This window comes from Pseudarthrobacter defluvii (assembly GCF_030816725.1).
In the GTDB taxonomy this organism is placed as follows: domain Bacteria; phylum Actinomycetota; class Actinomycetes; order Actinomycetales; family Micrococcaceae; genus Arthrobacter; species Arthrobacter defluvii_A.
Genome location: NZ_JAUSYG010000001.1, coordinates 259,283 through 272,102 on the forward strand (window position 1 = coordinate 259,283; position 12,820 = coordinate 272,102).

At 67.9% G+C, this 12,820-nt stretch carries 15 protein-coding genes and 1 riboswitch; of the genes, 9 read left to right on the forward strand and 6 right to left on the reverse strand.

Going from position 1 to position 12,820, the window contains the following annotated elements; translation table 11 throughout:
* Positions 1-9: 9 nt before the first annotated feature.
* The 3 genes from QF031_RS01100 to QF031_RS01110 all read right to left on the reverse strand — a co-directional run bounded on the left by QF031_RS01100 (position 10) and on the right by QF031_RS01110 (position 1,428).
* Complete coding sequence (locus QF031_RS01100; RefSeq protein WP_307433052.1) at positions 10-390, reverse strand: DMT family transporter; 381 nt, start codon at positions 388-390, stop codon at positions 10-12.
* On the reverse strand, positions 390-713 hold the full coding sequence (locus tag QF031_RS01105) for a DMT family transporter (protein ID WP_307422927.1): 324 nt from the start codon (positions 711-713) through the stop codon (positions 390-392). Before QF031_RS01105 ends, QF031_RS01100 begins: the two co-directional genes overlap by 1 nt.
* Before the next feature lie 9 nt (positions 714-722).
* Positions 723-788: riboswitch (guanidine-III (ykkC-III) riboswitch) on the reverse strand.
* Positions 789-858: 70 nt separating this feature from the next.
* Positions 859-1,428 carry a HutD/Ves family protein gene (locus QF031_RS01110; protein WP_307422930.1) on the reverse strand — a complete coding sequence of 190 codons (570 nt, stop codon included), beginning with the start codon at positions 1,426-1,428 and terminating at the stop codon, positions 859-861.
* A gap of 105 nt (positions 1,429-1,533) precedes the next feature.
* On the opposite strand from QF031_RS01110, the gene QF031_RS01115 reads away from it, so the two are divergent.
* The gene (locus QF031_RS01115) at positions 1,534-2,145 is read left to right on the forward strand and encodes a phosphoribosylanthranilate isomerase (protein ID WP_307422933.1); all 612 of its coding nucleotides are present in this window, start codon (positions 1,534-1,536) and stop codon (positions 2,143-2,145) included.
* 128 nt (positions 2,146-2,273) lie between these two features.
* Positions 2,274-2,690 carry a YccF domain-containing protein gene (locus QF031_RS01120; RefSeq protein WP_307422937.1) on the forward strand — a complete coding sequence of 139 codons (417 nt, stop codon included), beginning with the start codon at positions 2,274-2,276 and terminating at the stop codon, positions 2,688-2,690.
* A 14-nt stretch (positions 2,691-2,704) separates the two neighbouring features.
* Here the strand turns inward: QF031_RS01120 and QF031_RS01125 are convergent, their stop codons facing one another.
* Both QF031_RS01125 and QF031_RS01130 read right to left on the reverse strand, forming a co-directional pair.
* On the reverse strand, positions 2,705-3,514 hold the full coding sequence (locus QF031_RS01125) for a 2-phosphosulfolactate phosphatase (RefSeq protein ID WP_307422940.1): 810 nt from the start codon (positions 3,512-3,514) through the stop codon (positions 2,705-2,707).
* A complete protein-coding gene (locus QF031_RS01130; protein WP_307422943.1) occupies positions 3,511-4,380 on the reverse strand; it encodes a DUF4031 domain-containing protein in 870 nt (289 codons plus the stop codon). Before QF031_RS01130 ends, QF031_RS01125 begins: the two co-directional genes overlap by 4 nt.
* A gap of 118 nt (positions 4,381-4,498) precedes the next feature.
* On the opposite strand from QF031_RS01130, the gene QF031_RS01135 reads away from it, so the two are divergent.
* The 5 genes from QF031_RS01135 (at position 4,499) to clpB (ending at position 10,605) form a co-directional block, all read left to right on the forward strand.
* Positions 4,499-4,909 (forward strand): TOBE domain-containing protein, encoded by a 411-nt coding sequence (locus QF031_RS01135; RefSeq protein ID WP_307422945.1) that lies wholly within the window; start codon positions 4,499-4,501, stop codon positions 4,907-4,909.
* The gene (gene modA, locus QF031_RS01140) at positions 4,906-5,766 is read left to right on the forward strand and encodes a molybdate ABC transporter substrate-binding protein (protein WP_307422948.1); all 861 of its coding nucleotides are present in this window, start codon (positions 4,906-4,908) and stop codon (positions 5,764-5,766) included. Before QF031_RS01135 ends, modA begins: the two co-directional genes overlap by 4 nt.
* Positions 5,767-5,954: 188 nt before the next feature.
* Positions 5,955-6,710, forward strand: a complete 756-nt coding sequence (locus QF031_RS01145; protein ID WP_370874550.1) for an ABC transporter permease — start codon at positions 5,955-5,957, stop codon at positions 6,708-6,710.
* Positions 6,707-7,777, forward strand: coding sequence for a sulfate/molybdate ABC transporter ATP-binding protein (locus tag QF031_RS01150; protein ID WP_307422954.1), 1,071 nt, complete (start codon positions 6,707-6,709; stop codon positions 7,775-7,777). Before QF031_RS01145 ends, QF031_RS01150 begins: the two co-directional genes overlap by 4 nt.
* Positions 7,778-7,962: 185 nt before the next feature.
* Positions 7,963-10,605: an ATP-dependent chaperone ClpB gene (gene clpB / locus QF031_RS01155; RefSeq protein ID WP_307422957.1), complete on the forward strand. Its 2,643-nt coding sequence runs from the start codon at positions 7,963-7,965 to the stop codon at positions 10,603-10,605.
* A 42-nt stretch (positions 10,606-10,647) separates the two neighbouring features.
* On the opposite strand, the gene QF031_RS01160 is transcribed toward clpB, so the two are convergent.
* Positions 10,648-11,328: a septum formation family protein gene (locus QF031_RS01160; protein ID WP_307422959.1), complete on the reverse strand. Its 681-nt coding sequence runs from the start codon at positions 11,326-11,328 to the stop codon at positions 10,648-10,650.
* A gap of 270 nt (positions 11,329-11,598) precedes the next feature.
* On the opposite strand from QF031_RS01160, the gene QF031_RS01165 reads away from it, so the two are divergent.
* On the forward strand, positions 11,599-11,832 hold the full coding sequence (locus QF031_RS01165; protein ID WP_307433055.1) for a DUF3073 domain-containing protein: 234 nt from the start codon (positions 11,599-11,601) through the stop codon (positions 11,830-11,832).
* Between the two features lie 163 nt (positions 11,833-11,995).
* Positions 11,996-12,769 carry a VOC family protein gene (locus QF031_RS01170; RefSeq protein ID WP_307422962.1) on the forward strand — a complete coding sequence of 258 codons (774 nt, stop codon included), beginning with the start codon at positions 11,996-11,998 and terminating at the stop codon, positions 12,767-12,769.
* Positions 12,770-12,820: the final 51 nt, after the last annotated feature.

Below are 12,820 nucleotides of genomic sequence, written 5' to 3' on the forward strand. Positions count from 1 at the left end.
AAAGCCTAGTCACTGCCGGGCCGGCTCTGCGGGTGTGTCCTTTCCATGCGCCGCGTCCTTTGCCGGCAGTGCCTTCAGGCCGGCGGCGCAGCCCACGATGCCGGCGATGAACAGCAGCTTCACCACACTGAACGGTTCCACCCCGGTGGCCATCGCCCAGCTGACCGTCAGTGCCGCGCCGATGCCCACCCAGATGGCGTAGGCGGTGCCCAGCGGAATGCTGCGGATCGCCATGCCCAGGCCCAGCATGCTCAGGGTCGCAGTGACAGCGAAGACCACGGTGGGCAGGGGCTTGCCGAAGCCTTCGGACAGGCCAAGGGCCGTCGCCCAGACTGCCTCGAGGACGGCCGACGCCAGAAGCACCAGCCACGGAAGGGTGCGCTGCAGCATCACGCCACCACCTTCAGGCCGACCACGCACGCGGCGATGCCGGACAGCAGCAGCAGGCGCGCCGCCGTCGGGCGTTCCACCCTGGTGGCCATGGCATAGGCGGAGGTGAGGACCACGCCCACACCCACCCACACGGCGTAGGCGGTGCCGGTTGGTATGGTCTGCATGGCCACGGCAAGGCCGCCGGTGCTCGCAGCGACGGCCGCGAGGAACAGGGCGGCGGGGGCGAGGCGGCGGCGCCCGGAAACCTGGGCGGCCCGGTGCAGCGCTGCTGCCCAAACGGCCTCAAGCGCGCCGGAGAGAATGAGGATGATCCACGACATGACAGATCCTTTGGCCAGTCTTGTCGCGTGCCGGGTACTGAACCGTCGTCCGGAGGCTCGGGTGCCGAGCCTTGGTTCCCAGCGTAGCAACGCACGACGGCGGCGGGCCAGCAGTGGTGCGCGACCCCACCACCTGCACTGCTGCTTAGGCCGCAGGATCCATCGGGTCGATGGACACCACTGCCAGGAAGCCGCGGCCCAGAATCTCCGGGGAGTCGGCGTCGGAGCCCATCACGGCGTCATAGCGGCCCAGCACCACCGGCTCCCCGCCGCCCTGGCTTGCTTTCGCCTGCCCCTGCAGCAGGACGCCGAACTGCCCCTCAAACACGGGGTGGGCGCGCTTTTTGGACAGCTCGATGATGGAGGTGTAACCCCTGTAGGCAGCCGTGCGGGTAATGACGTTCAGGTCCCGGATGTCCCCGGTGGGCAGCTTGGCCGTTGTGGCCGCGCCGCCGTCGAACCTGTACGGGCGGTATTTCTCCAGGGGGTGCTCGGCGCCGTCTACGGTGAGCAGCAGCAGCTCCCCGTCGATCACGGTCAGGACGCGCTCCATGCCGAGGAACGCCGAAAAGTCCCCTGCCTTGGCCACGTCCGCGATGCTGACCCGCCAATCAAAGCCGCCGTCTTCCGAGCCCTGGCGTGCGATTTCCCTGGTCACCCCGCCGCCGTTGCGCCATGGTTCGGCCCTAAGCTCTGCGAAGCGGATGATCTGCATCAGCCCAGCCTAGTTCCCCACCAGGCCCGCTCGTCGCAGTTGCGTCCCGTCCCTGCTACTCTCCTCCGGGGGGTCAACACGAAAACAGCCTGAAGGAGCCCGGGAATGTTCGTCAAAGTGTGTGGTCTCAGCACGCCCGAATCGGTCCGCGAAGCAGTGGACGCCGGCGCTGACGCTGTGGGGTTCGTTCTCACCGCCAGCCCCCGGGTTGTCACGCCGTCACAGGCGGCCTCCCTGCTGGCCGGGGTTCCGGAGCGGGTCACCCCGATCGGAGTCTTCCGCGACGAGCCCGTGGCCGACGCCATTGCCATTGCACGGGCCGCCGGGCTGGAATGGATCCAGCTGCACGGTGCCCGGTCGCGCGCGGACGTGGCAACAGTGCACGACGCCGGCATGAAGCTGGTCAGGGCCATCACCCTGGATGCCGGCCCGGATGAGCTCGAAGACTGGGGTGAGGACATGCTCCTCATTGATGCCGCCGTGCCAGGTTCCGGTGAGTCCTGGGACTACGCCTCCGTGGCAGCCCTTCCGGTGCTGCAGGGCCGCAGCTGGCTGCTCGCCGGCGGCCTCGAACCGGCCAATGTGGGTCAGGCATCAACGGCAGCACATGCCTGGGGCGTGGACGTCTCCTCCGGTGTGGAAGCGTCCCGCGGTGTGAAGGATCTGGCCAAGGTCCGCGCGTTCGTGCAGGCTGCCAAGGCCGCTGCCACGGTTTAGCGGACCTGCCCGCAGCCGCGGGGTGTAGCGGGCACGCCCGCCCCCGTAAGGTGGCATGGATCAGTATCAGGGCAGGATCAGGGGAGTCCCCCACCTTTTTGTCAGAGGGCTGGGGGCACAATGGGTGCATGAAGACACTTCTGAACATCATTTGGCTGGTTTTCGGCGGCCTGTGGCTGGCCCTGGGCTATTTCCTCGCCGGCGTGGTCTGCTGCCTGCTGATCGTCACCATCCCGTGGGGCATTGCCTCGTTCCGGATCGCCGCCTACACCCTGTGGCCCTTTGGCCGGATGGTGGTGGACAAGCCCGGCGGCACCGGTGTCTTCTCCCTGCTGGGCAACGTGATCTGGCTGGTGGTGGCCGGAATCTGGATCGCGATCGGGCACGTGGTTACGGCGTTCGCCATGGCCATGACCATCGTCGGAATTCCGCTGGCCATCGCCAACCTGAAGCTCATCCCGGTGTCCCTGATGCCGCTGGGCAAGCAGATCGTGCCCACCAGTACGCCCTTTGTGAGCAGCTATACCGTCAGGACGTACCGCTAGGAACCGCCCTTCCGTCAAAGCGGCCGGAAGGCCCCGTCGCGCAGGATCGCCACCGAGTCGCTCTGATCCAGCTCAGCGGCGATGTCCACGTCCCCCGCGTAGCCCGCCCCGGACAGTTCCCGGCCGCTGGAGCACTGCTGCAGCATTTCCCGCAGGCGCGGCTCGGCCGATTCATACACAGCCATGGCCGCCACGGCCTCCGGTGCATACCCGTGCCTGCCGTCCCCGGCCTCATAGCCGCCCTTGCCGGCAGCTGCCAGCCCGGCGATGAACGCACCGGCCCCGATCTGGTCCTCCACGGCAGGCCGGAGGGTGCCGTCCGGCCAGCGTTCACCGGCCGCAACCAAGGCCACCACCGCGTCCTCCGGGAGGTTGGCGGAAACCCAGTCCGCCGTGGCCGCCGCGTTCCGCAGGCAAACTGCGGCCACCAGGGGCACTTCCCCTGCCAGCGCGTGGCACAGCTCAGAACCGTTGGGGGACGGCAGGACCACCCGTTCCGGCAATCCCGCACTGCGGAGGCTTGCGGGGGACAGGCTGAGGCCACCGCCGCTGCGGGGGCCGGCCAACTGTGCCTGGTGGTGGGCCGCGAAGTCCTCGGCGCTGGTGTCTTGCCACCGGTAGGGGAACACCTCGATGCCACGGTCCAGTGCCACGCTGACGCAGGTGGTGAAGGACAGCACGTCCACCACCATCGCGATGTCCGCCCCGGGTGCCACCGTCAGGGCCCCGGCGAGCCCCCAGTCCAGCCTTACCGCGAACGGGAGCTGCCGGTGGGCCGCGTTGGCGGAGTAGGCGTGTCGTGGGCTGGAGCCGGGCCCGTTCACGTCAGCTCGCTTTCCAGGTTGCGGTGTGCGGCGTCCAGCCACAGGTCCCGGGCGCGCTGGTGGTGGAAAAGCGGGTCCAGTTCCAGCAGTTGGCGCACGACGGCGGCCCTGCCGGCTGCGAAGTCGGCGTCGCCGATGTGCGCGTAATCTTTCCGGACGGCGGCCACGTAGCGGGCGTACTCCTCCGGTTCGCCGCCGAGGATGGAAAGGTCGGCGTCGCAGAGGAGGGCGCCGTCGTCGTCGCCCGGTTCCGGCCGGTGGTCCGAGGTCAGCCGGACCAGCCGCGCCGTTTCCGCCACCTCTGCCTCGGGCAGGCCGGCGTGGGTAAGGCGTTCCTCGGCGAGCCGCGCGGATTCCTCCTCATCCTGGCCGGCGCTGCCCCGGTACACGGCGTCGTGGAACCAGGCCGCCAGCAGCACGGTGCGTGGCGCCTCTTCCGGCTCGGTGAGCAGGTCGAGCGCCTCCAGTACGGAGAGCAGGTGGGTGCAGCCGTGGTAATGCCGCTGCGGTTCGCTCCACCGGTCCAGCAGATCCAGGAACAGTGCGTCGCGGCCGGGCATGATGGCCTCCCAGCGGTTCAGCAGCGGGACTTTCAGTGCCTTGTTCCGCCGGCGTGCCGGGATCCGGAGTCCGCTTCCAATGAGTTTGCGGACCAGCACCCTGGCTTCCACTGACACCGCGCCGGCTGCCACCAGCTCGTCGAAGCGCCGTTCCGGTACGTCGTAGTGGTCGCCGTCGAACGCCCGCTCCGGGATCCCGGCGTCAGCCGCGAAGGCATGCAGCTCGTCCAGAGAAGCATCCGAGACCAGATGGGAAAAGTGGGTTCCGTGGGCAGGCCAGAGCGGCGGGTCGATGTAGATGGCCATGGAAGGAGTCTAGTGCTGAGGTCCTTCCCGGGAGCCTCAACCCGCATAGGTGGGCGTAGGTCCGTCTGTGCGTCTCTATGCGGTTCCTGATTCCGCATCTGCGGACTAGAATCGGCAAATGTCCCTTATTCGCGTTTCCGAAGCCGCCCGTTTCCTGGGCGTCAGTGACGATACCGTCCGCCGTTGGACCGAGAATGGAACCCTTACGCCGCTCCGGGACAGCTCGGGCCGGCTGGTGGTTGACGGGCTGGAGCTGGCGGCCCATGCGCAGAAGCTGGCCCAGCTGCCCGACGACCCGAAAAGCGGCAGTAGTTCCGCGCGCAACCGCTTCGTGGGGCTGGTGACAAACGTGATCACGGACAAGGTGATGGCACAGGTGGAACTGCAGTGCGGCCCGTTCCGTGTGGTGTCGCTGATGAGCAGCGAGGCGGTCCGCGACCTGGGCCTCGAACCGGGCGCGGTGGCCACCGCCGTTGTAAAGGCAACAACGGTCATCATCGAATCCCCGAAAGGAAAGGCCACGGCATGACCCAGGCGTCGGTCCGGTCTGCGGGGCCAAGGTTCCGCGCGCACGTCCTTCGGATTGCCGTCCTGCCGGCAATCCTGCTGCTGGCCGTCCTCTCCGGCTGTGCCGCAGGCGGTACCGGCGGCCAGCATGTCGGCGCGGGAAACAGTGCCGATACCAAGCCCGGCGGCACCATCACCGTTTTTGCGGCTGCCTCACTGAAGCAGTCCTTCACTGACCTCGCCCGCACGTTCGAAGCGGAAAACCCGGGAACGAACGTGACCCTGAGCTTTGCGGGATCCTCCGACCTTGCCAGCCAGCTCAGCCAGGGCGCGCCTGCCGACGTCTTTGCCTCGGCGGACACCACCAACATGAAGAAAGTGCAGGACGGGGGACTCGCGGACGGAACGCCGAGGGATTTCGCCACCAACACCCTGGCCATCGCAGTGCCGCCGGACAATGCAGCCGGAATCGCGTCGCTGAAGGACCTGGTCCGGCCGGACCTGAAGCTGGTCACCTGTGCCCGGCAGGTCCCCTGCGGGGCTGCTACTGCCAAGGTGGCGGAGGCGGTCGGGCTTACGCTCAAGCCGGTGAGTGAGGAAAACGCGGTTACCGACGTCCTGGGCAAGGTCATGTCCGGGGAGGCCGATGCCGGGCTGGTCTACGGCACGGACATCAGGGCCGCCGCATCGAGGGTCGCGGGCATCGATTTCCCGGAAGCAGGGGCTGCCGTCAACACGTATTCCATTGCAGGCATTGCCGACGGCCGGAACAAGGCCACCGCCCGGGCCTTCCTTGACCTGGTCACAGGACCGGAAGGCCAGCGGGTCCTGGCCGCCGCAGGATTCGATCCGGCCAAGGCTGGTGCAGGAAGCAAGTGATGCGGAAACGGAATGGGACGCGGCAGGAGGAGGCCCAGGAGCAAGAGACACAGCGGCTGCCGGGGCGGCAACGAACGCTGCCCCCGGCACGTCTGCGCACCCAGGCCGCGGCGTCCTCCGGCATCCCCGCCTGGGTGCGGGTCCTGGCGGTCCTGGCCGCCGTCGTCGTGGTGCTTCCGCTGTTGGCCATGGTGCTGCGGGTGGACTGGGCACAGTTCATTCGGCTGGTGACATCGGGGCCGTCGCTGACGGCGCTGGGACTGAGCCTGCGGACTTCTGCAGCGAGCACCCTGCTGTGCGTCGTGCTGGGCGTCCCGCTGGCTCTGGTCCTGGCCCGGGGCACCTTCCGCCTGCAGGGCCTGCTGCGCTCGCTGGTGCTCCTGCCGCTGGTGCTTCCGCCGGTGGTGGGTGGCATCGCCCTGCTCTACACGTTCGGGAGGCAGGGGCTGCTGGGGCGGACCCTGGACGTGCTCGGCCTGCAGATCGCCTTCTCCACCACGGCGGTGGTCCTGGCCCAGACGTTCGTGGCGCTGCCTTTCCTGGTGGTGAGCCTGGAAGGTGCGCTGCGGACGTCGGGTTCCCGGTACGAGGCAGTGGCCGCAACCCTGGGGGCCGGGCCCGGCACCGTCTTCCGCCGCGTCACGCTGCCGCTGGTCCTGCCCGGCCTGGCGTCCGGCGCCGTCCTGTCCTTCGCACGCAGCCTGGGTGAATTCGGCGCCACCCTGACCTTCGCGGGCAGCCTGCAGGGGGTGACCCGGACCCTGCCGCTGGAGATCTACCTGCAGCGCGAAACGGACCCGGACGCCGCCGTCGCCCTGTCCCTGGTGCTGGTGGCGGTGGCCGTGGCGGTGGTTGCCCTCGCCTACCGCCGCCCGGCAGCGCGCCCTGCCGTACCAGTGCAACGGACGACGGCGCCCGCCCCCGCAGGAGGGAACGTCCAGTGACGCTGTCCTTCCAGGCGGCGGTGGCCGGGCGGGATTTCGACGTCACCCTGGAGGTGCAGCCGGGTGAAACCGTGGCGGTCATGGGGCCCAATGGCGCCGGCAAGTCGACCCTGCTGGCAAGCATCGCCGGGCTGCTGCGGCCGGACACCGGCCGGGCCGAACTCAACGGCAGGACGCTCTTCGACCTCGACGGCGGACAACGCACCTGGCTTCCCCCGCACAACCGCGGCACCGCCCTGCTCGCCCAGGAACCCCTGCTCTTTCCCCACCTGAGCGTTCTGGAAAACGTCGCTTTTGGCCCCCGCAGCGGGGGCGCGTCGAAGCGGGAGGCCAGGGAGCAGGCCCTGCGCCTGCTGGTTGATGTCGAAGCGGAACATCTTGCCGGACGCCGTCCTGCCGAACTCTCGGGCGGCCAGGCCCAGCGGGTGGCCGTGGCGCGGGCGCTCGCCGCGGATCCTGCGCTCCTCTTGCTCGACGAGCCCCTGGCCGCCCTGGACATTCACTCCGCGCCGCTGCTGCGCCGCGTGTTCAAACATGTCCTCGCCGGGCGGCAGGCCATCATCGTCACCCATGACGTGCTGGATGCGCTGATGCTCGCGGACCGCGTGGTCATCCTGGAACGCGGAAGGGTCGCGGAGGAGGGGTCAACCCGGACCGTGTTGGAGCGCCCGCGAAGCTCTTTTGCTGCCGGCCTTGCCGGCCTGAACTTCCTGCCCGGCACCCTTGACGGTGCTGGGGTCCGGACCAGTGGCGGCCTCAGGATCGCCGGCCACGACGAGGAACGCGACGGGGAACCCGGCCAACTGCCCAAGCAAGGGGGTCCCGGCGCCGCCGTGTTCCCGCCGTCGGCCGTTTCCGTGTTCCTGGCAGACGCACACGGGAGCCCGCGGAACTCGTTCGCCGTCACCATCAGCGACCTTGAACCGCACGGGGACCAGGTCCGTGTCCGCGCCGGAGGCCTTGCCGCAGACATCACCCCCGCCGCCTCCGCAGACCTGGGCCTCGTTCCCGGGATGAGGGTGCACTTTGTCGTCAAGGCCGCTGCCGTTTCGGTGTACGGAACCTAGGCCCACCCGGGGCCTCTTCATCGCACAGGCCTTCGCCGAACCCCCGAGGTGCGCCGCCCTCCCGAAAGGACCTCAGGCTCTGGACAGTCATTTCGCCGTGGGCAAACATGGCTAAAGGACCTCGCCGTCCAAAGTTGAGCGTAGTAGACTCAACTTAGTCAACAAGCCCCCGAAAGGAGCTCTCTTTGGACGTCAAATTCACCACCAAGAGCCAGGAGGCTCTTTCGGCCGCGGCAATGAACGCCTCCACGGCCGGCAACCCGCAGGTGGAACCGGCCCACCTCCTCAAGGCGCTGATGGACCAGCGGGAGGGTGTCGCCGTCGCTCTTCTTCGCGCCACCGGTGCCGACCCCGATTCCGTCAGCGTCCAGGCCAGCAGCGCCATCAAGGCCCTGCCCGCAACGTCCGGTGGTTCCAGCCAGCAGGCGCAGCTGTCCCGGCCCGCCCTGCAGGCCATCCAGCACGCCAAGGAGGAAGCTGACCGGCTGGGCGACAGCTTCGTGTCCACCGAGGTGCTCCTGGTGGGCCTGTCTGCCGGCAATGATGCTGCTGCGCGGCTGCTGCGTGATGCCGGCGCCTCCCACGAGGCCCTGCTCGCTGCGTTGCCGGGCGTCCGCGGTGACCGCAAGGTGGACAGCCCGGACCCGGAAAACACCTTCCAGGCGCTGGAGAAGTACGGCACGGACCTCACGGCCGTGGCCCGCGCCGGCAAGCTGGACCCCGTGATTGGGCGTGACTCCGAAATCCGCCGCGTGGTGCAGGTGCTGTCCCGCCGCACCAAGAACAACCCCGTGCTGATCGGTGAGCCCGGCGTTGGCAAGACCGCGGTGGTGGAAGGCCTGGCACAGCGGATGGTGGCCGGCGACGTCCCGGAGAGCCTGCGCGGCAAGACCCTGATCTCCCTGGACCTGGGCTCCATGGTTGCCGGCGCCAAGTACCGCGGTGAGTTCGAAGAACGGCTGAAGGCGGTCCTTGAGGAAATCAAGGGCTCCGATGGCCAGATCGTCACCTTCATTGACGAGATCCACACGGTGGTGGGAGCCGGTGCCACCGGCGATTCCTCCATGGACGCCGGCAACATGCTCAAGCCCATGCTGGCCCGGGGAGAGCTGCGGCTGATCGGTGCCACCACCCTGGATGAGTACCGCGAGAACATCGAAAAGGACGCGGCCCTGGAACGCCGCTTCCAGCAGGTGTATGTGGGCGAGCCCAGTGTGGAGGACACCATCGGCATCCTCCGCGGCCTCAAGGAACGCTACGAGGCGCATCACAAGGTATCCATCGCCGACTCCGCCCTGGTGGCGGCAGCCACCCTGTCCAACCGGTACATTTCCGGCCGGCAGCTGCCGGACAAGGCCATCGACCTGGTGGACGAAGCGGCCTCACGCCTCCGCATGGAGATCGATTCCGCCCCCGAGGAAATCGACCAGCTCCGCCGCCAGGTGGACCGCCTCACCATGGAGGAGCTGGCCCTGAGCGGGGAATCGGACCCGGCCTCCGTGGAGCGGCTCGCGGCCCTGCGCGCGGACAAGGCTGACAAGGAAGAGGAACTGTCGGCCCTGAATGCCCGGTGGGAAGCCGAGAAGGCAGGCCTCAACCGGGTGGGCGACCTGAAGGCGAAGCTGGACGAGCTGCGGTCGGCAGCCGACAAGGCCTACCGTGAAGGTGATCTGGAGACGACGTCCCGTATCCAGTACGGCGAAATCCCCGCCCTTGAACGCGAACTGAGGGCCGCTGCCGAAGCAGAGGCTGCCGTCACGGACAAGCCTGCACAGATGGTGGCCGAGGAGGTGACTGCGGAAGACATCGCCGAGGTCATCTCGGCCTGGACCGGCATCCCCGCAGGGCGCATGCTCCAGGGTGAAAGCCAGAAGCTGCTGCACATGGAGGAGGAGCTGGGCCGGCGCCTGATCGGCCAGGCCAAGGCCGTGCAGGCCGTGTCCGACGCCGTCCGCCGTGCGCGTGCCGGGATCAGCGACCCCAACCGGCCCACGGGTTCCTTCCTGTTCCTGGGCCCCACCGGCGTGGGCAAGACTGAGCTGGCCAAGGCCCTGGCTGACTTCCTGTTCGACGACGAGCGCGCCATGGTGCGCATCGACATGTCCGAGTACAGCGAGAAGCACAGCGTCGCCCGCCTGGTGGGGGCGCCTCCCGGCTACGTGGGCTACGAGGAGGGCGGCCAGCTCACCGAGGCCGTCCGCCGCCGCCCGTACTCCGTGGTGCTGCTGGACGAGGTGGAGAAGGCGCACCCCGAGGTGTTCGACATCCTCCTGCAGGTGCTCGACGACGGCCGCCTCACCGACGGGCAGGGCCGCACCGTGGACTTCCGCAACGTGATCCTGGTGCTGACCTCCAACCTGGGCAGCCAGTTCCTGGTGGACCAGTCGCTGAACGCAGAGGCAAAGCGCAATGCCGTGATGGCCACGGTGAACGCGTCCTTCAAGCCGGAATTCCTGAACCGGCTGGACGAAGTGGTGCTGTTCGACGCCCTCACGGTGGAAGAGCTTGCGCACATCGTGGACCTGCACGTGGCGGAACTGGGGCGGCGGCTCCACGAGCGGCGGCTCACCCTCGACGTCACCGACGGCGCCAAGGCGTGGCTGGCACTGTCCGGCTACGACCCCGCCTACGGTGCCCGGCCGCTTCGCCGCCTGGTGCAGCGCGAAATCGGCGACCGGCTGGCCAAGTCCATCCTGGCCGGCGAGATCAGCGACGGCGACACAGTCTTGGTGGACACCGCACCGGACTTCGGCGAACTGACCGCATCCGGCGTCGATACGCTGACCGGCGCTCCCAGCTCAGGGCTGTCGGTGCGGCGGAAGGACTAAACCTCCCGTTTACGCGAAGTGTGCTGCCTTGGCGGGTGACCGTCAGGGCAGCACGCTTGCGTTGATCACATTGCCGCCGTCGGCCGCGACGTAGCAGTCCACCCGGCGGTCGCCTGATCCCCAGCTGGTGGTGCTTGGGTAGCTGCGCTGGTAGTTGAGCGGGAACTGCTTGGCCGCCGGGCTGAGTTTCGTCGCCTGGCAGACCTCCAGCGCCTTGGCCTTCAGCGGGTCCGCGCCCGGGTACTCAGCGTTGTCCGGGTAGTGGAGGGTGGCGACGAGCTGGGCCGAATGGGGCGTGTCGCACGGTACCAGCGTGGACGCAAGCGCCTGGGGATCGAAATCCTTGAAGCAATCACCTACCGCATACGCCGCGGGCGCCACCCCTTCGCGGGGGAGGGGCTGGGGAGTAGCAGGCGGGGTGACGGCGGTCTGCAGCACGCCCGGCGCCGCGTTTTTGGGCGCTTCGGCGCCCGGCGAAGAGTTCAGCCACACGGCAAGCCACACGAGCGAGCCCACCACGGCCAGGATCACGACGACGAAGGCCGCCTTCCAGAGCGCGGGGCGCCGGTTGGGGCGCTTCTCCGCGGCGGGCTCGTGACGCGGCTGGGACCAGGTGACGGAGTCCGGGGCGGGGGCCGAGGCACCGTCCCGGGTGGGGATCTTTGGCAGGCTTCCGGTGCGTGGGGGCGAGGAGGGTTTTGGCGGGATGTCCTGCTGGTTCACGGGTGCGCATCCTCCTGGTTTTGGTTCCGCGGCTCGCCCACGGCCAGATAAAATTGGCGGTTCCTAAGCGACTCTACCGAAGAAAAATGCCGGAATCCTGCGGGCGGAGCGCGTCATGGTACCCCACCCGGCCGTCCGGGCGTCGCGGCGGCAAGCGGGGCCCGCCGAAAGCATGTAATCTAGGTGTACGACAAATTGACCAAACATTCCGGGGCCTCACCGATCGCCAAGGTGACCACCTCCGGTCCAAGTACAAAAGGGGGTCACGCCATGGGGCGCGGCCGTCAAAAGGCAAAAGCTACCAAGCAGGCTCGGGACATTAAGTACTACTCCCCGAACACTGACTACTCGGCACTTCAGCGTGAGCTGACGGGCCCGGCCAGTCGTTCAACGAGCCGTTACTCGAATGAACCGGTCGAACCGGACTATTCGGCTTATGTGGATAAGTACGCGGATGATTTGGATGACGATGACGACGAGGTAAACCACCGTCGCATCGGTTAGTTGTCGCAAGCCGGTCTGGCCCTTGGCCCGGCTGCTGTGATCTCTTTTTTCTAACCTGATTCGGGTGACCGCTTACGTCATGGAGCCCGTTGCTATGCCGGATTTCCGGTGCGGCAGCGGGCTTTCCGTGTTTGTTTGCGGCGCCTGTTGGTAACCTGTCCGGATGACTGTTCGGACCATGTACGCCACCGGTGAGCCCTGCTGGGCGGATCTGCAGACGCCCGATGTTGCAGCCGCGAAGGACTTCTACCACCGAATTTTCGGCTGGACGTACCAGGACTTTCCCACTCCGGATGGCCGCAGCTATGCGCAGGCATTTCTCCGCGGGCACCTGGTGGCCACCATCGCGCCGCAAAACCCCTTGCAGTTGCAGGCGGGGACGTCAGCAAAGTGGAACGTCTACTTCGCCGCCAAGGATGCCGGGGATGTGCTCGAGGAGGCGCGCCATGCCGGCGGTGCTGCCCAGTTTGGGCCGGAGCAGGTGGGCGACACGGGCGTTCTGGGCTTCCTGGCCCCGCCGGGCGGCGGAACCACCGGAATCTGGCAGGCCGGTAGCCACTACGGCAGCCATCTCCTTAACGAGCCGGGCGCGCTGGCCTGGGCGGAACTCTTCTCACCCGAGCCGCGGGCCGCCGTCGGCTTCTTCCAGCAGTTGTTCGGGCATGAGGTCACCGAGTATCCCCAGGACGACGGCGGCAGCTACAGCACGCTGCTCATTGACGGCAAAGAGGTGGCCGGCGTCGTTCCTGCCGACGAAGGCGAGGAGGCTGACTGGCAGATCTACTTCGGGGTGGCAGATGTTGCGGCGGCGGCAGCGGCAGCCCAAGCAGCAGGCGGCGAGGTCCTGGTGGAGCCGGACGAGGAACCCGCTGACGGTTCGCTGGCCACCATCAGGGACCCCCAGGGCGGCATCCTCAACCTGATCCAGGTCACTTAAATGCATCGAGTGCTGAGTATTTGTCGCTCCCGAGCGTGAAAACGACAAATA

Coding starts and splice junctions, on each gene's coding strand:
- QF031_RS01170 (WP_307422962.1), top strand. CDS start 11,996: ATGACTGTTCGGACCATGTACGCCACCGGTGAGCCCTGCTGGGCGGAT.
- QF031_RS01165 (WP_307433055.1), top strand. CDS start 11,599: ATGGGGCGCGGCCGTCAAAAGGCAAAAGCTACCAAGCAGGCTCGGGAC.
- QF031_RS01100 (WP_307433052.1), bottom strand. CDS start 390: ATGCTGCAGCGCACCCTTCCGTGGCTGGTGCTTCTGGCGTCGGCCGTC.
- modA (WP_307422948.1), top strand. CDS start 4,906: ATGACCCAGGCGTCGGTCCGGTCTGCGGGGCCAAGGTTCCGCGCGCAC.
- QF031_RS01120 (WP_307422937.1), top strand. CDS start 2,274: ATGAAGACACTTCTGAACATCATTTGGCTGGTTTTCGGCGGCCTGTGG.
- QF031_RS01135 (WP_307422945.1), top strand. CDS start 4,499: ATGTCCCTTATTCGCGTTTCCGAAGCCGCCCGTTTCCTGGGCGTCAGT.
- QF031_RS01130 (WP_307422943.1), bottom strand. CDS start 4,380: ATGGCCATCTACATCGACCCGCCGCTCTGGCCTGCCCACGGAACCCAC.
- QF031_RS01145 (WP_370874550.1), top strand. CDS start 5,955: ATGGTGCTGCGGGTGGACTGGGCACAGTTCATTCGGCTGGTGACATCG.
- QF031_RS01110 (WP_307422930.1), bottom strand. CDS start 1,428: ATGCAGATCATCCGCTTCGCAGAGCTTAGGGCCGAACCATGGCGCAAC.
- QF031_RS01105 (WP_307422927.1), bottom strand. CDS start 713: ATGTCGTGGATCATCCTCATTCTCTCCGGCGCGCTTGAGGCCGTTTGG.
- QF031_RS01115 (WP_307422933.1), top strand. CDS start 1,534: ATGTTCGTCAAAGTGTGTGGTCTCAGCACGCCCGAATCGGTCCGCGAA.